18 protein-coding genes, 1 pseudogene and 1 riboswitch are annotated in these 20,162 nt (G+C 47.2%); of the genes and pseudogenes, 14 read left to right on the forward strand and 5 right to left on the reverse strand.

What is annotated here, in order from left to right; genetic code table 11:
• The first annotated feature begins 19 nt into the window (after positions 1 to 19).
• The 5 genes from ilvD (at position 20) to ACZMB2_RS02245 (ending at position 6,952) form a co-directional block, all read left to right on the forward strand.
• The gene (gene ilvD, locus ACZMB2_RS02225) at positions 20 to 1,687 is read left to right on the forward strand and encodes a dihydroxy-acid dehydratase (protein WP_487595315.1); all 1,668 of its coding nucleotides are present in this window, start codon (positions 20 to 22) and stop codon (positions 1,685 to 1,687) included.
• A gap of 18 nt (positions 1,688 to 1,705) precedes the next feature.
• Positions 1,706 to 3,388, forward strand: coding sequence for a biosynthetic-type acetolactate synthase large subunit (gene ilvB / locus ACZMB2_RS02230; RefSeq protein WP_487595316.1), 1,683 nt, complete (start codon positions 1,706 to 1,708; stop codon positions 3,386 to 3,388).
• 78 nt (positions 3,389 to 3,466) lie between these two features.
• Positions 3,467 to 4,549, forward strand: coding sequence for a 3-phosphoserine/phosphohydroxythreonine transaminase (gene serC / locus ACZMB2_RS02235; protein WP_487595317.1), 1,083 nt, complete (start codon positions 3,467 to 3,469; stop codon positions 4,547 to 4,549).
• A 1-nt stretch (position 4,550) separates the two neighbouring features.
• On the forward strand, positions 4,551 to 5,714 hold the full coding sequence (locus tag ACZMB2_RS02240; RefSeq protein ID WP_487595318.1) for a phosphoglycerate dehydrogenase: 1,164 nt from the start codon (positions 4,551 to 4,553) through the stop codon (positions 5,712 to 5,714).
• The gene (locus tag ACZMB2_RS02245) at positions 5,714 to 6,952 is read left to right on the forward strand and encodes a DUF1015 domain-containing protein (RefSeq protein WP_487595319.1); all 1,239 of its coding nucleotides are present in this window, start codon (positions 5,714 to 5,716) and stop codon (positions 6,950 to 6,952) included. Before ACZMB2_RS02240 ends, ACZMB2_RS02245 begins: the two co-directional genes overlap by 1 nt.
• A 50-nt stretch (positions 6,953 to 7,002) precedes the next feature.
• On the opposite strand, the gene ACZMB2_RS02250 is transcribed toward ACZMB2_RS02245, so the two are convergent.
• The gene (locus ACZMB2_RS02250) at positions 7,003 to 7,806 is read right to left on the reverse strand and encodes an aldose 1-epimerase family protein (protein ID WP_487595320.1); all 804 of its coding nucleotides are present in this window, start codon (positions 7,804 to 7,806) and stop codon (positions 7,003 to 7,005) included.
• A 125-nt stretch (positions 7,807 to 7,931) separates the two neighbouring features.
• Between ACZMB2_RS02250 and ACZMB2_RS02255 the strand changes: the two genes are divergently transcribed.
• The 4 genes and pseudogenes from ACZMB2_RS02255 to ACZMB2_RS02270 all read left to right on the forward strand — a co-directional run bounded on the left by ACZMB2_RS02255 (position 7,932) and on the right by ACZMB2_RS02270 (position 10,565).
• Positions 7,932 to 8,114: a DUF6472 family protein gene (locus tag ACZMB2_RS02255; RefSeq protein ID WP_118769726.1), complete on the forward strand. Its 183-nt coding sequence runs from the start codon at positions 7,932 to 7,934 to the stop codon at positions 8,112 to 8,114.
• Positions 8,115 to 8,129: 15 nt separating this feature from the next.
• Positions 8,130 to 8,624 (forward strand): annotated as a pseudogene (locus tag ACZMB2_RS02260) (glycosyltransferase family 2 protein); the annotation flags it as partial.
• 312 nt (positions 8,625 to 8,936) lie between these two features.
• Positions 8,937 to 9,521: a DNA-deoxyinosine glycosylase gene (locus ACZMB2_RS02265; RefSeq protein ID WP_487595460.1), complete on the forward strand. Its 585-nt coding sequence runs from the start codon at positions 8,937 to 8,939 to the stop codon at positions 9,519 to 9,521.
• A gap of 24 nt (positions 9,522 to 9,545) precedes the next feature.
• On the forward strand, positions 9,546 to 10,565 hold the full coding sequence (locus ACZMB2_RS02270) for an alpha-hydroxy-acid oxidizing protein (RefSeq protein ID WP_487595321.1): 1,020 nt from the start codon (positions 9,546 to 9,548) through the stop codon (positions 10,563 to 10,565).
• A 65-nt stretch (positions 10,566 to 10,630) separates the two neighbouring features.
• Here the strand turns inward: ACZMB2_RS02270 and ACZMB2_RS02275 are convergent, their stop codons facing one another.
• From ACZMB2_RS02275 to ACZMB2_RS02290, 4 genes are all read right to left on the reverse strand, one after another.
• Positions 10,631 to 11,809: a phosphoribosylaminoimidazolecarboxamide formyltransferase gene (locus ACZMB2_RS02275; RefSeq protein ID WP_487595322.1), complete on the reverse strand. Its 1,179-nt coding sequence runs from the start codon at positions 11,807 to 11,809 to the stop codon at positions 10,631 to 10,633.
• Between the two features lie 17 nt (positions 11,810 to 11,826).
• Entirely contained in the window at positions 11,827 to 12,540 is a 714-nt protein-coding gene (locus ACZMB2_RS02280; protein ID WP_118769730.1) for an IMP cyclohydrolase, read from the reverse strand.
• Between the two features lie 68 nt (positions 12,541 to 12,608).
• Positions 12,609 to 12,709: riboswitch (ZMP/ZTP riboswitch) on the reverse strand.
• Positions 12,710 to 12,819: 110 nt separating this feature from the next.
• Entirely contained in the window at positions 12,820 to 14,310 is a 1,491-nt protein-coding gene (gene galT / locus ACZMB2_RS02285) for a UDP-glucose--hexose-1-phosphate uridylyltransferase (protein WP_487595323.1), read from the reverse strand.
• Positions 14,311 to 14,356: 46 nt separating this feature from the next.
• Positions 14,357 to 15,532: a galactokinase gene (locus tag ACZMB2_RS02290; protein ID WP_487595324.1), complete on the reverse strand. Its 1,176-nt coding sequence runs from the start codon at positions 15,530 to 15,532 to the stop codon at positions 14,357 to 14,359.
• A 148-nt stretch (positions 15,533 to 15,680) separates the two neighbouring features.
• On the opposite strand from ACZMB2_RS02290, the gene ACZMB2_RS02295 reads away from it, so the two are divergent.
• The 5 genes from ACZMB2_RS02295 (at position 15,681) to ACZMB2_RS02315 (ending at position 20,160) form a co-directional block, all read left to right on the forward strand.
• The gene (locus tag ACZMB2_RS02295; RefSeq protein WP_487595325.1) at positions 15,681 to 16,568 is read left to right on the forward strand and encodes an AraC family transcriptional regulator; all 888 of its coding nucleotides are present in this window, start codon (positions 15,681 to 15,683) and stop codon (positions 16,566 to 16,568) included.
• Positions 16,569 to 16,668: 100 nt separating this feature from the next.
• Positions 16,669 to 17,031: a DUF6465 family protein gene (locus ACZMB2_RS02300; RefSeq protein WP_118769733.1), complete on the forward strand. Its 363-nt coding sequence runs from the start codon at positions 16,669 to 16,671 to the stop codon at positions 17,029 to 17,031.
• A gap of 165 nt (positions 17,032 to 17,196) precedes the next feature.
• Complete coding sequence (locus tag ACZMB2_RS02305) at positions 17,197 to 17,982, forward strand: sirohydrochlorin cobaltochelatase (RefSeq protein ID WP_487595461.1); 786 nt, start codon at positions 17,197 to 17,199, stop codon at positions 17,980 to 17,982.
• Between the two features lie 39 nt (positions 17,983 to 18,021).
• The gene (locus tag ACZMB2_RS02310; RefSeq protein WP_487595326.1) at positions 18,022 to 19,185 is read left to right on the forward strand and encodes a CdaR family transcriptional regulator; all 1,164 of its coding nucleotides are present in this window, start codon (positions 18,022 to 18,024) and stop codon (positions 19,183 to 19,185) included.
• Positions 19,186 to 19,188: 3 nt separating this feature from the next.
• Positions 19,189 to 20,160 carry a leucine-rich repeat protein gene (locus ACZMB2_RS02315; RefSeq protein ID WP_487595327.1) on the forward strand — a complete coding sequence of 324 codons (972 nt, stop codon included), beginning with the start codon at positions 19,189 to 19,191 and terminating at the stop codon, positions 20,158 to 20,160.
• Positions 20,161 to 20,162 lie beyond the last annotated feature (2 nt).

Below are 20,162 nucleotides of genomic sequence, written 5' to 3' on the forward strand. Positions count from 1 at the left end.
AACAGGAGGAAATCACGTCATGAGAAGTGATGCAGTAAAAAAGGGTATGCAGCAGGCACCGCACAGATCATTATTTAATGCCCTTGGATTAACAGAAGAAGAAATGAATCGTCCGTTGGTAGGTATCGTAAGTTCCTACAATGAGATCGTACCGGGACATATGAATCTGGACAAAATTGTTCAGGCAGTGAAGATGGGAGTTGCCATGGCAGGCGGAACTCCGATTATGTTCCCGGCCATTGCTGTATGTGATGGTATTGCCATGGGACATACCGGAATGAAATATTCCCTGGTTACCCGTGATCTGATCGCAGATTCCACCGAGGCTATGGCCATGGCACATCAGTTTGATGCACTGGTTATGGTTCCGAACTGTGATAAGAATGTACCAGGTCTTCTGATGGCAGCAGCCAGAGTCAATGTCCCGACTGTATTTGTCAGCGGCGGTCCGATGTTGGCCGGACATGTAAAAGGACAGAAGAGAAGCCTTTCCAGTATGTTTGAGGCAGTTGGTTCCTATGCGGCAGGTACCATGACAGAAGATGACGTGAAAGAATTTGAAAATAAGGTTTGTCCGACTTGCGGTTCCTGCTCCGGTATGTATACCGCGAACAGCATGAACTGTCTGACAGAAGTTCTTGGTATGGGACTTCAGGGTAACGGAACGATCCCGGCTGTTTACTCCGAGCGTATCAAACTGGCAAAGAGAGCCGGTATGAAGGTGATGGAGATGCTGGAGAAAAATATCCGTCCGAGAGATATCATGACCAAAGAGGCATTTATGAATGCCCTGACCGTAGATATGGCACTGGGATGCTCCACCAACAGTATGCTGCACCTTCCGGCAATTGCTCACGAGGCAGGTGTGGAGTTGAATGTAGACATTGCCAATGAAGTCAGTGCAAGAACACCGAACCTTTGCCATCTGGCACCGGCAGGTCCGACCTACATGGAAGACCTGAACGAAGCAGGCGGTGTATATGCAGTCATGAATGAGCTGTCCAAGAAGAATCTTCTGAATCTGGACTGCATGACAGTAACCGGTAAGACTGTTGGAGAGAATATTAAGAACTGCATCAATAAGAATCCGGAAGTGATCCGTACCATCGACAACCCCTACAGCCAGACCGGCGGTATTGCAATCCTGAAAGGAAACCTGGCACCGGACAGCGGTGTTGTAAAACGTTCCGCAGTCGCACCGGAGATGCTGGTACATGAAGGACCGGCACGTGTCTTCGACTGTGAAGAGGATGCGATTGCAGCTATCAAAGGCGGTAAGATCGTGGCAGGTGATGTGGTTGTTATCCGTTACGAAGGACCGAAAGGCGGCCCGGGTATGAGAGAGATGCTGAACCCGACTTCCGCTATCGCAGGTATGGGACTTGGATCTTCCGTAGCCCTTATTACAGATGGTCGTTTCAGCGGAGCAAGCCGCGGGGCTTCCATCGGACATGTATCACCGGAAGCAGCAGTAGGCGGACCGATTGCCCTGGTGGAAGAGGGAGATATCATTAAGATCGATATTCCGGCAAATACGCTGAATGTGGATATTTCTGATGAAGAGATGGCTGCAAGACGTGCAAAATGGCAGCCTAGAGAGCCGAAGGTAACTACCGGTTATCTGGCTCGCTACGCGCATCTGGTTACTTCCGGAAACCGCGGAGCAATTCTTGAGATTCAGGACTAAAAAGGGGGATGCTGACTTATGATGATGACAGGAGCAGAAATCGTTGTTGCCTGCCTGAAGGAACAGGGAGTAGATACGGTATTTGGTTATCCGGGCGGAGCAATCTTAAATATTTATGATGCATTATACAAACACTGTGATGAGATCAGACATGTGCTGACCTCTCACGAGCAGGGAGCGTCCCATGCAGCAGACGGTTATGCAAGAGCAACCGGAAAAGTAGGCGTATGTATTGCCACTTCCGGTCCTGGTGCTACTAACCTGGTTACCGGTATTGCAACTGCTTACATGGATTCCGTTCCGCTGGTGGCAATTACCTGTAACGTAGGTACTTCTCTTCTTGGAAAAGACAGTTTCCAGGAGGTGGATATTACCGGCATTACCATGCCGATCACCAAACACAACTTCATTGTTAAAGATGCAAGAGACCTGGCAAAAGTCATGCGCCGTGCGTTCCGTATTGCAAAGAGCGGACGTCCGGGTCCGGTTCTGGTGGATATTACTAAGGATGCGACTGCTAATCAGGCAGAGTATATTGAGGAGGTTCCGGATGTGATCCTTCCGGATACGGCATGTATCACCGATGCTGATCTGGAACAGGCAGCAACTCTGATTCGCGAGGCAGAGAAGCCAATGATCTTTGTGGGCGGTGGTGCGATCGCAGCAGATGCCAGCGCAGAACTTCTGGAGTTTGCCGAGAAGGTTCATGCACCGGTATGTGATTCCCTGATGGGCAAGGGCGCCTTTCCGGGTACCCATGCACTCTATGCGGGGATGCTGGGTATGCACGGAACCAAATATGCGAACCTGGGAGTCGCTGACTGCGACCTTCTGATTACGGTGGGTTCCCGTTTCAGTGACCGTGTATTCGGAAATGCATCCAAATTTGCACAGCATGCAAAGGTACTGCAGATTGATGTGGATCCGGCTGAAATTAATAAAAATATTATCACCAGCGCCAGCATTATCGGAGATGTGAAAGAGGTGCTGAAACGCCTGAATCCGCTGCTTGATCAGCAGAATCATGATGCGTGGGTAGCACATATCGAGGATCTGAAGAAAAGATTTCCGCTGAAATACAATCAGGAAGGTCTGACCGGTCCCTATATTATCGAAGAGATTTATCGTGTGACAAAGGGAGACGCGATTATCTGCACCGAGGTAGGACAGCATCAGATGTGGGCTGCACAGTATTATAAATACAGCAAACCGCGTACTCTGCTGACATCCGGCGGACTGGGAACCATGGGTTATGGATTGGGGGCATCCATGGGAGCCAAGATTGCAAGACCAGAGAAGACGGTTATCAATGTAGCAGGAGACGGATGTTTTCGTATGAACTTAAACGAGCTGGCGACAGCTTCCCGTTATAATATTCCGATTGTGGAAGTTGTAATTAACAACCATGTACTGGGTATGGTACGTCAGTGGCAGACCCTGTTCTATGGCGGAAGATATTCAGCAACCGTTCTTGATGACAAGGTAGATTTTGTCAAAGTAGCAGAAGGACTTGGATGCAAAGCCATCCGCATTACGAAAAAAGAAGAAGTAGGGCCGGCGCTGGAAGAAGCAATTGCTTACGGCGGACCGGTAGTTCTGGACTGCCAGATCGATCAGGATGACAAAGTATTCCCGATGGTTCCGGCAGGGGCAGCAATCGATGAAGTCTTTGACGAAGACGATCTGAACAAAAACAAGTAAAACGCATACAATGGGGGAAAGGGAAACCTTTCCCTCGGTGTGTATAAATGACTTCAGAGGAAGAGGAGTGTGTGAAAAATGAGCAGAGTTTACAATTTTTCTGCAGGACCGGCAGTATTACCGGAGGAAGTATTAAAGGAAGTGGCAGCGGAGATGCTGGATTACAATGGAAGCGGCATGTCTGTTATGGAAATGAGTCACAGATCCAAAGTATTTGAAGAGATTCTGAATACGGCAGAACAGGATTTTCGTGATCTCTTAAAGATTCCGGATAATTACAAAGTACTGTTCCTGTCAGGCGGCGCTCATCACCAGTTTGCTGCAGTTCCCATGAACCTGATGAAAAATGGAGTGGCAGATTATATTATTACCGGACAGTGGGCAAAGAAAGCATTCGCAGAGGCGCAGAAATACGGTACTGCCAATAAAATCGCTTCCAGTGAGGATCAGACATTTTCCTACATTCCGGACTGCTCCGACCTGCCAGTCAGCGAGAATGCAGATTATGTATATATTTGTGAAAACAACACCATTTATGGAACCAAATTCAAGACCCTCCCGAATACCAAAGGAAAAGAACTGGTGGCAGATGTATCTTCCTGTTTCCTGTCTGAGCCGATGGATGTGACCAAATATGGAATGTTCTATGGCGGCGTGCAGAAGAACATTGGACCGGCTGGTATGGTCATCGCAGTGATCCGTGAGGATCTGATCCGCGATGATGTTATGCCCTGCACACCGACCATTATGAAATATAAGACCCAGGCAGATGCCAATTCCCTTTATAATACGCCGAACTGCTACTGCATCTATGTGTGCGGAAAAGTCTTCAAATGGCTGAAAAATATGGGTGGTCTGGAAGTAATGAAGCAGCGCAATGAAGAGAAAGCTGCCATCCTGTATGATTATCTGGATAACAGCAAGATGTTCCACGGAACTGTCCGCAAGGAAGACCGTTCTCTTATGAATGTACCGTTTGTAACCGGTGATAAAGATCTGGATGCCAAATTTGTAAAAGAAGCTACAGCAGCAGGTCTTGTGAATCTGAAAGGACACAGAACCGTAGGCGGTATGAGAGCAAGCATTTATAATGCAATGCCGAAGGAAGGTGTGGAAGCCCTGGTGGCATTCATGAAGAAATTTGAAGAGGAGAACGCGTAAGATGTATCAGTATCATTGCCTGAATCCGATTGCAGAGGTCGGACTGAAGAATTTTAACGGAAATTATGCAAAAACAGATAAGATTGAGGATGCGGACGCAGTGCTGGTAAGAAGTGCTGTCATGCATGACATGGATCTGCCGGAGAAGCTCTGTGTGATCGGAAGAGCAGGAGCAGGAGTAAATAATATTCCTCTTGGAAAATGCTCTGAGCAGGGTATTGCAGTCTTCAATACACCGGGTGCCAATGCAAATGGTGTAAAAGAGCTGGTGATCGCAGGACTTCTGCTGGCATCCAGAGATATTGTAGGAGGTATTCACTGGGTACAGTCTGAGCGTCAGAACGAAGAGATTGAGAAGCTTGCCGAGAAGCAGAAGAAACAGTTTGCAGGCGGTGAGATCAAAGGAAAGAAACTGGGTATCATCGGTCTTGGAGCCATCGGTATTCTGGTAGCAAATGCAGCTGTAGCCCTTGGCATGGAAGTATACGGTTATGACCCGTTTATCTCTGTAGAAGCAGCATGGAAGCTTTCCAGAGATGTACACCACACCACCGATGTTAACGAGATTTATCGTGAGTGTGACTACATCACCATTCATGTACCGCTGATGGACAGCACCAAGGGAATGATCGGAGCAGATGCGATTGCGCTGATGAAACCGAGTGTTGTTGTACTGAATTTTGCAAGAGGTCCCCTGGTAGATCAGAAAGCCATTGTAGAGGCATTGAAAACCAACCGCATTCAAAAATATGTAACGGATTTCCCGACTACAGATCTGGCAAACCTGAAAAATGCCATTGTGATTCCGCATCTGGGAGCATCCACCAAGGAGTCCGAGGACAACTGTGCGGTTATGGCAGTCAAAGAGATCCAGGATTATCTGGAGAACGGAAATATTCACAATTCTGTCAACTATCCGAACTGTGATATGGGTGTATGCAAAGATGCTATGCGTGTTACTATCATCCATCGCAACATTCCGAACATGCTGACCAAATTTACCGCTGCATTCGGTGATCTGGGTATCAATATCGAGAAGCTGACCAATGTCACCAGAGGTGAGTACGGTTATGTTATCATCGATCTGGGAAATGTAGCTGATGAAGAAGAAATCGAAAAGATCCGGGCTATCGAAGGTGTATTAAGAGTCCGGACCATGAAATAATGGCGGCTGTAAAACCGTTTCGGTGCATTCATCCGGCAAATGGCAGGGAAGAGCAGATTGCTGCTCTTCCCTATGATGTTTATAGCCGGGAAGAGGCACGGAATGCGGTAGAAGGAAAACCCCTCTCTTTTCTGAATATTGACCGTCCGGAGACCATGTTTGCTCCGGAACAGGATATGTATGCGCCAGAGGTCTACAAAGCTGCAGCAAACCGTCTGCAGCAGATGAGGACAGAGGGCAGCTTTGTACAGGAAGAGATGCCGGTCTATTATCTCTATGAGCTGACCATGGACGACCGTTCCCAGACGGGAATCGTGGCCTGTGCTTCCGTGGATGATTATCTTAACAAAGTCATTAAGAAGCATGAAAATACCAGAGAAGAGAAGGAACAGGATCGTATCCGCCACGTAGATGTCTGCAGTGCCCAGACCGGCCCTATATTTCTGGCATACCGTTCTAATGAAGTACTCCGAAAACTGACGGCCAGAGTAAAAGCAACAGAACCGGAATTTGCTTTTGTATCGGAAGATGGAATCGGACACAGAGGCTGGAAGATCAGCAATCAGGAAGAAGTACAGCAGATTGAGCAGGCCTTTTCAAAGATCGGCAGTATTTATATCGCGGATGGCCACCATAGAGCTGCATCTGCGGTGAAAGTAGGCTTAAAACGCCGTGCAGAGCATCCGGATTACGACGGAACCGAAGAATTCAACTATTTCCTTTCTGTGCTGTTCCCGGATGAGGAACTGCTGATCATGGATTATAACCGGGTAGTCAAAGATCTGAACGGTCTGTCCGAAGCAGAATTTTTAGCAAAAGTCTCGGAAAAGTTTGAAACCCGGAAACTCACACAGCAGGCGAAACCGGAAGAAAAGGGACAGATGACCATGTATCTACATGGCAGCTGGTATCTTCTGAAAGCAAGAGATATTTATAAAAAAACAGACCCGGTGGAGGCACTGGACGTCTCTTTCCTTCAGAGGGAGCTGCTGGAGCCGGTGCTAGGCATCGGTGATCCGCGAACTGACGATCGGATTGATTTCATCGGAGGAATCCGTGGATTATCTGAACTGGAACGAAGGGCGGACAGCGACTGTGAGGTGGCATTTGCCATGTATCCCACCTCCATTCAGGAGCTCTTTGAAGTAGCAGATGAAGGAGTTCTGATGCCGCCTAAATCCACCTGGTTCGAGCCGAAGCTTCGGAGCGGACTGTTTATTCATGAGATTGAGAAATAAGTAAAAAAGACTGCCCCTGGGATGAAACCTCAAGGGCAGTTTGGTATTTGTTAGCAGGGCCGGAAGCGGAAGACATAGTCTCTTGCTTTGCCGCCATCCAGGAACTGTACATATTTTTTCTTCAGCATATCCGTGCAGGAAACCTGATCCATGGTTCCGCCACACCACGGTTCGATGCAGAGGAAGGGGGCATCTTTTTTGATGGGAGTCCAGAAAGCCACGCTTTCGTATCCCGGGAAATCAAACTGGATGCCCTTTTCTGTTTTGGAACTGATGAGTCTGACTGTGCGGTGGGTAAGATTCTCATAGAGGATGGCGTCATGATCAAACATGGGATACTGGAGGTGCAGATCCGGAACATTCTCATCTTCAAAGCGGAGCATATAGTCAGTGAACTGCTCACCATCTTCCATAGGACAGAAGAAAGCAGGATGTCCACCGATGAGAAATGGCATTTCTTCATTACCAAGGTTGAAGACACTGTAGGTCACTTCCAGTGTCGAACCCTTTAGGCGGAAGGTAACCGTGAACCGGAAATCATAAGGATAGATGGGTTTCGTGAAGTCACTGGTCCCAGTAGAGAGTACCACATAGTCGTCACCCTGTTCTGCAACATCAAATTCTACATCTTTCACAAAGCCATGGCGTGGAATGGCATATTCTGTACCATGAATGGTGACGGTCTCCGGTACAGCACCGATGTACGGGAAAAGTACTGGTGAGGTTTTTGCCCAGTAAGCCGGATCTTTCTGCCACATATATTCTTTACCGGCAACGGTTTTATAGGACAGGAGCTCTGCACCGTGGGTGCGGCAGGTGACGGTGGCTTCTGCATTCTGAATGGTAATGTTCATGATAAAAATCCCCCTTGGTGGTTATTCTGATAACAGTATAGAAGATTTCGAGGATGCTTGCAAGTACGGTCTTTACCTTCCAGGTGAAATAGTGCTATACTTATGACGGAAAGGGGCGTGAAGAGATGAGTACGGCTACAAGCTGCGATACCTGCAGAAATTATGTGTATGATGAGGATTATGAATATTATGTGTGTGAGATGGATCTGGACGAGGATGAGATGTATCGGTTCCTGACCAGTTCCGTGCAGAGCTGCCCCTATTATCAGTTGGATAATGAATATCTGATTGTACGAAAACAGATGTAAGGAGCATGAAAATAAATGCCGTTTGTGACATTGATTATACCCATTTATAATGCGGAGCGTTATCTGAGAAGATGTCTGGACAGTGTGATGGAGCAGACTTATGCAGATATGGAAGTACTGCTGATGAATGACGGAAGCACGGATGGAAGTCTTGCTATCTGCCGGGAATACGAGGAAAAGGATCTCCGTTTCCGGACGATCGATAAGGAAAATACGGGTGTATCAGATACAAGAAATCAGGCAATGCTGCTGGCCAGAGGAACTTATCTGCAGTTTCTGGACAGCGATGACTGGCTGACACCGGATGCAACAGAGAGTCTGGCGGAAGCAGCCAGAGCCGATGACTGTGACCTGGTAGTGGCAGATTTCTACCGGGTAAATGGAAAGCGTTACGTAGAGAAAAAGCACATTAAAAAGACCCATGTTATGACCAGGGAAGAATTTGCCATGGAGATGGCAGAGGATCCGGCGGATTTTTACTACGGTGTTATGTGGAACAAATTATACCGGAAAAGCATTCTTCTGGAACATCAGATTCAGTGTGATACCTCCATGAACTGGTGTGAGGATTTCGTACTGAATCTTCAGATGATCCGCCATGCAGAGCGTTTCCGGGCACTGCAGAAGCCGATCTATTATTATATGAAACGAAAAGGCAGCCTGGTATCGACAGAAGCTGTCTCGACAGAAGCTGTGAAGGTGAAGTTCGAACTGCTGGAAAAATATAGGGATCTATATCAGAGTATAGGCCTTTATGAAGAGCATAAATTGAAGATTAATTCCTATATACTGGCAGTTGCAAAAGATGGAGCAGCAGGAGTGATGACCCCAAAAAGTAAAAAGCTGTCTCCGGAGAATGTGATTCCGGATAAAGAGAAACCGGGGTATCAGCATGTAGAGCATACATTTGAACCAGTCTATGATGAAAATTCCGAGATTTTGATTCTGGGTACTTTCCCATCGGTGAAATCCAGAGAAAATAATTTCTATTATGGACATCCCCAGAACCGGTTCTGGAAGCTGATAGCAGGGCTTACTAAAGAACCGGTGCCGGAGACGATAGAGGAAAAGAAGGCTCTGCTTTTGAAACATCACATTGCCATATGGGATGTGGTGCAGAGCTGTGATATCATCGGTTCCAGTGACAGCAGTATTAAAAATGTGGTTCCGGCAAATATTGCAAAGATTCTAAAAGAAAGTTCTGTACAGAGAATTTATACCAATGGAGACAAGGCGTACCGCCTGTATAAAAAATACTGCGAAAAAGAGACAGGAAAGAAGGCAGAAAAACTACCTTCCACCAGTCCGGCGAATGCAATTTTCACCCTGGATCGTCTGATGGAGAGCTGGGGTGCGGAAATTTTCGGCAGAACAGAAGAAAACGAAAGCGTTAAGGGTACGGTGTGATTCGTCCCCGGAGAGGAGATACAGATGAATTTCAAAGATGTAATGGATGCAGCAAGAGGAAATATGGGACCCTACTGTAAGGTCTGTCCGGTATGTGATGGACGGGCATGTAAAAACCAGATGCCGGGACCGGGTGCCAAGGGTGTGGGAGACAATGCGGTCCGCAATTACCAGAAATGGCAGGAGATCAGAGTGAATATGGACACGATTCACGAGAATGGTCCGGTGGATACCTCTCTGGAACTCTTTGGAAAGACTTTCAAATACCCGTTCTTTGCAGGCCCGGTAGGAGCCATGACCCTGCATTATGGGGATAAATATGATGACCTGACTTACAATAATATTCTGGTAGATGCCTGTGCAAAAGGCGGAATTGCCGCATTTACCGGCGACGGAACCAATGAGAAGGTGATGATCGGTGCAACCGCAGCGATTAAGGCAGCAGGCGGGGCAGGTATCCCGACTGTAAAACCGTGGAATCTGGAGACCATCAAAGAAAAAATGAAGATGGTGAAAGAGTCCGGAGCATTTGCCGTTGCTATGGATATTGACGGTGCAGGACTTCCGTTCCTGAAAAACCTTATGCCGCCTGCTGGAAGCAAGACCGTGGAAGAACTTCATGAAGTGGCAGAGATGGCAGGGGTTCCGTTTATTGTAAAAGGTATCATGACCAGAAAAGGAGCACTGAAAGCAGTAGAGGCAGGTGCATCTGCGATCATCGTATCCAATCATGGAGGTCGTGTGCTGGATCAGTGTCCGGCAACTGCAGAGGTGCTGGAAGATATCGTAAAGGCTGTGGATGGAAAAGCAAAGATCATCGTTGATGGCGGTATCCGTTCCGGTGTAGATGTATTCAAAGCACTGGCTATGGGTGCAGACGCAGTTCTGATTGCCCGCCCGTTTGTAACCGCAGTCTATGGAGGCGCAGGAGAGGGTGTGCAGGCTTATATCGATAAGATCGGTGCAGAACTTTCCGATACCATGACCATGTGTGGTGCGGCAAACCTGAAAGAAATTACCAGAGATATGGTGTGGAGAGCATAAAGAATATCATAAAAAAATGACCGGCTGTGAAAAAGTAAATCACAGCCGGTCATTTTGTGTGGTTCTTAGTGATGGAATAACCGGATTCCGGTAAATGCCATCGCCATGTCATATTTATCACAGCACTCGATCACCAGGTCATCACGGACACTTCCACCCGGCTGGGCAATGTATTTGACACCGCTCTTGTGAGCACGCTCAATATTGTCTGCAAAGGGGAAGAAAGCATCAGAACCAAGCGTAACATCAGTCATCTGGTCGAGCCATGCGCGTTTGGCTTCGCGGGTGAAGACTTCAGGTTTTACTTTAAAGATCTTTTCCCATGCACCGTCAGCCAGCACATCCATATATTCATCACCGATATAAACATCGATCGCATTGTCACGCTCTGCACGGCCGAGGGTATCCACAAACTGAAGTCCCAGAACCTGCGGAGACTGACGGAGGAACCAGTTGTCAGCTTTGTTGCCTGCCAGTCTGGTACAGTGAACACGGGACTGCTGTCCGGCACCGATACCGATGGCCTGTCCGCCCTTAACATAGCATACAGAGTTGGACTGGGTATATTTCAGGGTGATGAGGGAGATTTTCATATCCATCAGCGCCTCAGCAGGAATCTCTTTCTTCTTTGTTACGATATTGGAGAGAAGATCACCGTTCACGTCAAGCTCATTGCGGCCCTGTTCAAAAGTAATGCCGAATACCTGCTTTTTCTCCAGGGGATCCGGTACGTAGGACGGGTCGATTTCGATGACATTGTAGTTGCCTTTTTTCTTCTGTTTCAGAATTTCAAGTGCTTCTTCTGTATATCCTGGAGCAATGACACCGTCGGAAACCTCACGTTTGATGAGCTTTGCGGTATCCGCGTCACAGATGTCGGATAATGCGATGAAATCACCAAAGGAAGACATTCTGTCAGCGCCTCTTGCTCTTGCATAAGCACATGCCAGCGGGGAGAGTTCGCCGAGATCATCAACCCAGTAGATTTTTGCGAGTGTATCGGTCAGTGGAAGACCCACCGCAGCTCCTGCCGGGGATACATGCTTGAAAGAAGTGGCAGCAGGAAGACCGGTAGCTTTTTTTAATTCACTGACCAGCTGCCAGCCATTGAATGCATCGAGAAAATTAATGTAGCCAGGACGTCCGTTGAGAACGGTGACCGGAAGATCGGCACCATTTTCCATAAAGATGCGGGACGGTTTCTGGTTCGGGTTACATCCATATTTTAACTGAAGTTCTTTCATGTTCGTATTCTCCTGAATTAATTATTTTTATTGATGATCTTTGTTTCATAAGTTCCGGTCTGGATATCAATATAACGAACGAACAGGGATACTTTGTTGTCCTCGTTCAGACTGTTCCAGAGCATATCCGTAAATGCGTCCATATCATCGGAGATTTCTACCAGTTTCGGCTCGCCTTCGAAGCTGGGAAGGGGATCTCCATCATGCATATAGGTATGAATGAAATGACCCTGGCCCGCTTTCGGATTTTCATAAGCAAAGGTGTAACGGTGGCAGGAATCCGGATCTCCGTCATTGCTCTTTAAGATGGACATGGCATAATTGTAGGATCCATTCTCAAGATGTAAAATACCGGAAATTCTCGGTGTGTAGTTCGGTCCGTCCGGCTCGAATTTACGGGAACGTAAGGACTGTTCAAAGGTCATCTGATGATCCATACCCTCGTAGATGGTATCCGTCTGGTCACCGTTGGTAACGATGGTTTTATTGCCAAGAACACGTACCGGAGCATAGATGATAAGACTCGGGTCAGTGAGCTTGGAAGGATCAAATGCCTGGGTGCGGATGCCTTCTCCGTCCTCTACAAAGACGCGGTTGCGGCTGTTGGTACTGCGGCCCATAATAAAATAAGCAGTCACAGCATGTGTGCCGTCCGGGGTGCGGCCAATGACAATTCCACGTCCGGGATATGCGTTGGATTTCAGTTCCTGTTCCAGGGATAAAGCTTTCATTCTTGTTCCTCTCTTTCTGGTAAATAAGTAGATAAACACAGAAGACCGCCTGAGTGCACAGCGGTTCCGCAATGCGCCCAGGCGGTCGGCAATTCTTTTACTTCTGCACTCCCTGTAGGTCGCCCTACCACAGACTGTGTCTGCTTTTCCGCCAGTCGTGCAGTTCCTTTCTTCATATTATCCGATCTTTCAGGTTTTGGCAAGTCCCAATTTACGGTTTTCAATATAAGTGACCGAAAGTGACATGCTGTCACTCCCGGTCACTTAGTCAACGGCAAACTATAATGTTTTTACAAACTTCAGGAAGGCTTCCCGTCCTTCTGGCGTACATTTATAGACACCAGCGTCTTCCAGTACCTGAACAAAGACTTTGCCGATTTCCTGGCGGAGAATTTCATCGATATTTTCCCCATTGATCTCCGGATAGGATGGCAGGAATTCTGCTACCCATTCTGCATGCTTCTGAAGCACTTCGTTTTTTTTCAGATCGCTGCCGGTGAGAATGGCATCTTTCAGAAGTGCCATTTCCTGTTTCAGGCGGGAAGGAAGGACAGCCAGTCCCATAACTTCGATGAGACCGATATTTTCTTTCTTGATGTGATGAAGCTTTGCATGTGGATGGTAGACTCCCAGAGGATGCTCTTCCGTGGTAATATTGTTCCGGAGAGTCAGGTCCAGCTCGTAAGTGTCACCCACTTTCCTTGCAATCGGGGTAATGGTATTGTGCGGCTCTCCATCTGTACAGGCAAAGATGAAGGCATCTTCGTCGGTATAAGATCTCCAGCAGTCCAGCACATGGGTGGCAAGGTCGATGAGCCGGTTCTCGTCTTTGTGACGGATACGAAGCACTGACAAAGGCCATTTCACAATACCGGCTTCCACATCATCATAACTAGGAATGGTAACCGGGAGTTCGATAGGAGCCTTCGCCATGGCAAAGGTATAATTTCCGCCCTGGAAATGATCGTGGCTTAAGATGGAACCGCCTACAATCGGAAGGTCTGCGTTGGAGCCAAGGAAATAATGGGGGAACTGTTTTACAAAATCAAACAGTTTCCGGAATGCTGCACGGTCAATCTTCATAGGAGTGTGCTGTCCATTAAAAACGATGCAGTGTTCATTATAGTATACATAAGGAGAGTACTGGAATCCCCACTGGCTGTCGTTGATGGTCAGCGGAATGATCCGGTGGTTCTCTCTGGCCGGATGGTTGACGCGGCCGGCATAGCCTTCATTTTCCATACAGAGCTGGCATTTCGGATAAGCACTTGCCTTTGCTTTTCCAGCGGCTGCGATGGCTTTCGGATCTTTCTCCGGCTTTGACAGGTTGATGGTGATGTCAATGTCGCCGTAGATACTGGGCACTTTCCATTTCTGGTCTTTGCAGACCCGGTAGCGGCGGATATAGTTGCTGTCCTGAGACAGTTTGTAAAAATAGTCCGTTGCTTCCTTCGGGGAAACGGCATATTTCTCGCGGAAGGTTTCCTGAATCTGGGAAGGTCTTGGCATCAGGCAGTTCATAAGCCGGGTGTCAAAAAGATCCCGATAAGTGATGCTGTCCGGAATCAATTCCCGTCTGCAGGCTTCGTCGAGAAGTCCTTCCAGAATCTCTTCCAGGGAAAGAGAAGGGATGGCATCCGGTTCTTCGTAATCGTCTTCGTGGAACTGGTCCAGTAGAAGATTGGTAGTGTAGATTTTTTCGCAGGCCGGGGTAAGACCGGTGTCAATGCCGTACTGTACCAGAGCTGCGATCAGTTCGTATAATTTCATGATGGTTTTTCCTCCTGCCATAGACTGAATGAATACGTCAACCAGATTAGTTCAGTGGACGGGCACCGTCTCCGATGTCTACTACATAAAATTCTGCCGTGTGTCCGGTTTTTTCTTTATATGCGGTACCTACCTTGTCGATAAAGGTATCAATAGCATCATTTTTCACAATGCTGACGGTACATCCGCCGAATCCGCCGCCGGTGATACGGGAACCATAGACACCCGGAATCTGCCATGCCAGTTCAGCAAGAATATCGGTTTCCTCACAGGAAGTTTCATAGTCATCTCGCAGAGAAATATGGGATTCATTGATCAGCTTTCCGAAGGTGACAATATCATTTGCTTTCAGTGCTTCTACTGCATGGATCGTTCTCTGGTTTTCGTAAACTGCATGTTTTGCCCGTTTCTGGCAGATGGGATCCTTGATGGCATCCTTGTGGGCTTCAAACTGCTCCTCGGTCAGATCACCAAGTGTTTTAATATCCATAACGGTCTGAAGATCCTTGAGGGCAGTCTCACTTTCCCGTCTTCTGTCATTGTAAGCAGAAGATACCAGACTGTGTTTTACTTTGCTGTTGGTGATGACAATGCGGGCATCCGGAAGCTTTACCGGTGCATATTCATAATGAAGCGTATTGGTGTCCAGGAAAATCGCACAGTCCTTTTTCCCCATGGCGGATGCAAACTGGTCCATAATACCGCAGTTCATACCATTAAAATTATTTTCGGAATACTGTCCGATGAGTGCCAGATCCACCATGGAAATGTCGAATCCAAAAGTATCACGCAGCATAATTCCGGTCAGCACTTCCAGAGAAGCAGAAGAGGAAAGTCCGCTGCCTGCCGGAATGTCTCCGTAGATGAGAATATCAGCACCTGCCGGAAGCTGGAAACCTCTCTTTTCAAAGGTCCACATAACTCCCTTCGGATAATTCGTCCATCCGGCTTCGTCGTTCGGCACCAGATCATCAAGAGAAGTGGTGACAACACCCATCGTGTCAAAATTCATGGAGTAGAAGCGGACAGTACGGTCCTTGCGCGGACGGATCAGCCCGTAAGTTCCGATGGTTAGTGCGCATGGAAATACATGACCGCCATTGTAATCGGTATGTTCACCAATCAGATTGACACGTCCCGGTGCAAAATAAGCTTTCGGTTCACCTTCTGTGCCGTAGAGTTCTGCAAATTTGTCCTGTAACTGCTGCATAGTGAATTCCATAAGTAATATCCCCCTTTTTGCTGAATGATACCTCCGGTATGTCTTCTGCCCGGATGGAATCTTGACATTGTTTATAATATCAATATAATGAGAAACAGAGGACAATTCAACAAGTATATTTGCATAAAAGTGAAGGATATTGAGAAATATGCGGCTGAATATTGATAAAGAACACAAAGAACTGAAAGCCCATGGAAATTATGCATTTCCGGTGCTGGTCAGTGATGAGCGTCTTTCCTGGTTTGATACGGGAGAATTTCCCTGGCACTGGCATCCTGAGATTGAGCTGACGATTGTACTGGATGGAAACATGACCTATCTGGTCAATGATAATGAATACATACTGAGGGCAGGAGAAGGGCTTTTCTGCAATACCAACGTGCTCCATTCCGGAAGACATTACGATGCGGAAGACTGCAGTTATTTATCCATTACCTTTCATCCGCGCCTTCTCTATGGCTACACATCCAGTCTCATGCAGAGTAAATATATGGAAAGAATTCTGCAAAGTCCGACTCTGTCCTCCATTCATTTTACACCGGATGTGTCCTGGCAGCGGGAGATTCTGGAACAGATGGAAGAGATTCATCATTTGCGGGATAAAGGACCGGACAGCCGGGAACTGCAGATGCAGATTGCACTGATGGAAATCTGGCTCAGGATATATGAACATGCGGACTGCCCGGAAGAACCAGAGGAAAACGGCAGAGATATCGAACGCATCCGTACTCTTATGGAATATATGCAGAAACATTATGGGGAGAAGGTAACGCTGGAGGAACTGGCAGATCAGATTCATCTCTGTAAAAGTGAAAGCTGCCGTCTCTTCAAACGTTATATGAAAGAATCTTTATTTGATTACCTGCTGGCTTACCGGGTGGAACGAAGTCTGGAATTATTACGGCATACGGATCTTGATGTAACCGGTATCGCGGGAAACTGCGGATTTACCAATCCTGGCTATTATGCCCGGATTTTTCGTCGAAAGATGGGATGTACCCCCCTCCAGTACAGAAAAAACCGGAGGGAAAGTTGACAAATTGGTTATTTCTTCCTATAATATCTCTTGACACAAATTTAAAGACTTACAAAAGAGATACATATAGGCATAAAGCGTTATGAGGAGGAAATGAAATATGGCAAGACCGGCGAAACACACCAAGACTGCTGCAGTGAAAGCGGTAAAAGATGCTGCTGCTGAAGCAAAAGCAACTGCAGTAAAGGCACAGGAGAAAGTAGTAGCAGAAGTAAAGGAAGTTGCTAAAACTGCTGCAAAGACCACCACAAGAAAAACCTGCAAGACCAGCGTATGCGTAGAGATGAATGGATTAAGCGTTGCAGTTGCAGATATTCAGTCCGCAGTAAAGGCTGCTGTGAAAGCACAGGGACTGGAAGCTTCTGAACTGAAGATCTATGTAAATGCAAATGAGCAGGCTGCTTATTATACGGTAGATGGACAGGGTGGCGAGAGCTACAAAGTAGATCTGAAGGCTTTATAAGATCGAAGAATGAATGTGAAAGATGGGAAGAGATCGTGCATCACGGTTTCTTCTCATTTTTTGTGTGTCCAAAACGGGTGTTGCATCTTTTGGTTTCTCCATATAAAATAGGGACAGACATGTATGAAAAACGGGTAACTGCAGGAAGGAAAATTCATGAATCAGATGAAAAAAGGATTACTGGCAGTCAGCTTTGGAACCAGTGTAAATGAGACAAGAGAGAAAACCATTGATGCAATTGAACGGGAGCTTGCAGCCGCATGTCCGGATTGTCAGCTGTACCGGGCATGGACCAGCCGTATGATTATCCGAAAACTGAAACAGCGGGACCAGGTGCAGATTGATACGGTAAAAGAAGCTTTTGCACGGATGCTCGCAGATGGGATCACGGAAGTGATGGTTCAGCCTACCCATGTGATCAAAGGAATCGAAAATGAACAGATGATGGAGGAAATCCGCTCATTTTCAGAGCATTTCGAAAAGATCAGTGTAGGAGAACCCCTGCTTTCCAGTGAGGAAGATTTTCGGAAAGTAATCGAGGCGGTGATGGAGGAACAGGAAGATCTGGAGGAGCAGGAAGCACTGGTGTTTATGGGACATGGAACAGAGCATCATGTGAATCCGGTTTATGCGGCACTTGACTATATGTTCAAGGATCTTGGGTATGAAAATGTCCATGTGGGAACGGTGGAAGCCTATCCTTCTTTTGCATCTGTACTTCGACTGGTGAAGGCATCCGATGTGAAGAAAGTGCGGCTGGCACCTTTTATGGTGGTGGCAGGTGATCATGCCATGAATGATATGGCAGGTGGAGAAGAAGACTCCTGGAAGAGTCTTTTGGAAGCAGAAGGATATGAAGTCACCTGTGTTCTCAAAGGACTGGGAGAATACAAAGGAATACAGAAGCTTTATGCGGAACATGCCAGACAGGCAGAACTTCTGGAACCATAATCATCAGAATGGAAATATACAGGAAGTGAGAAGAGCATTATGCGGCTGTCAAGGACAAATGCTGAGAAAATTGTCAAGGAATTGAATACAGTTATTGACCAGAGTGTGAACATGATGAATGAAGAAGGAATCATTATTGCAAGCACGGATCAGGAACGTGTGGGACAGATTCATGAGGGTGCCCGGAAAATCATTGAGCAGAATCTGGAAGAACTGGTTATTCGTCCGGAAGACGTCTATGAGGGCAGTCTGGAAGGAGTCAATTATCCGATTATGATTGGCGGCGAGGTCATTGGGGTTGTGGGAATCACGGGACCGGTGCAGGAAGTGGCAAAGTATGGACAGATCACCCGGAAGATGACGGAGATTCTTATGCAGGAGCTGTCCATCAAAGAGCAGAAAGATATGGATGAGAATTTGCGGAACCGTTTCTTAAGTGAATGGCTGTTAAGTGATACAGTCATGATCAACAAAAATTTTGTGGATCGTGGAAAACGGATGCATCTCGACATTACGCTGCCCAGAAGAATCATGGTGATTGCTGTCCATGTGTCGGAATGCTACAGTGATTCTCTGGATGAGATGCGGAGTGTGGAGTCTGCGGAAAACCGGATTAAAAATCTTTTGAAACGGCTTGACAAGGACAGTGTGTATTTGAAATCTTCTTCCTGCCTGATCTGCGGGGTGGCGAACCGCGCAGATCGGGAACTGGAACATCTGGCAGAAAACTTAAAAGAAGCGGCGGAAAAGCAGCCAGGCGTCCGCCTTGCCATCGGTATTGATGACCGCTGCAGACTTTACACGATGACACATATTTCTTATACAAAGGCCTACAAAGCACTGCAAGCCTGCATGCGAGCCCATGGAAAAGACATTCGCTTCTATAATGAGATCAATCTGGAAATTTTTACGGATGAGATTTCGGATTTGTCCAAAAAGGAATATGTACAGAAGCTGTTCCCAGGTTACCGGCATGAGGAGCTGGCAGAGGTGATTGGTGTGCTGGAAGTGCTCTATGAGACGGAAGGCTCCATTACAGCGGCTTCCGAGGCGCTGCATATGCATAAAAATACATTGCAGTACAAATTAAAACGAATTTATGAGCGGACTGGATACGATCCTCGTTCCCTCCGCTATTCAGCTCTGTTCCTGATTGCCATCGATTTTTACAGAGAAATCAGGGGACTGCTGTATGAGGAGTAAACAATGTATCTGAGAGTGAAATATGCGGAGACAGAAAATGGAATCTGCGTCCTCCGCTGCTATGGATATGAGCAGACACTGGTGATCCCGGATGAACTGATGGGGCGTCCGGTGACGGAACTGGCTCCCTATGCCTGCTCTTCATCAGATCCGGGAGACCGGTGGAAGAAATACGAGATTCAGGAGACCGTACTTCATGAAGAGGAGAAGCTGCCTGGAGAAGAACAGGAGATTGCAGGAGAATTATTAACAGAAGTTTATCTTCCGAGACATCTGAAAAGGATCGGCACCTATGCCTTTTATTTTTGCAGGCAATTAAAAATCCTTCATGTGCAGGGAGAACTGGAAGATATCGAGGGCGGCGCCTTTATGTGGTGCAAGGGATTGAACCGTCTGATCTTTCGAAATATTCCATGGGAAAACAAAGTCGTTTACAACGTCCTCTCAGAGTTTACACAGGAACTGGAAGCGTCGCTTTTTTTTGCGGACGGAACAACGCTTACTCTGACTTTCCCGGAGTACTATGAAGAATCCGTGGAAAATACGCCGGCCCGGATTATCGATACTCACTGGCATGGCTCCGGTTACAAATACCGCCAGTGTTTCCCGGAACGCAAACTGGATCTGGGCGGATATGACAGATTATTTCCTTATGCCGTGGCCAATGAGCTGCCGGACACCTGCCTGCAGCTGGCGCTGAACCGGTTGAAATATCCCTTAAGTCTCACCGAAGAGGCAGCAGGACAGTACAGAAAATTTCTGGCAGATCATGGAAAAGAACTGGTGAAGCGTGCAGTACAGAAAGAAGATCCGGATTTGCTTGTCCTGATGGAAGAGCAAGGACTTCTCAGTGAAGAACTGACCGCATTTGCCACATCGTATGCGGCAGAGCGCGGTGCAGCAGAAGTGGGCAGTTTTCTTATGGACTATCGGAGACGGCACAGCGGAAGACGGAAAAAAACATTTGAATTGTAGAC

The organism is Hominiventricola sp. (assembly GCF_057604405.1).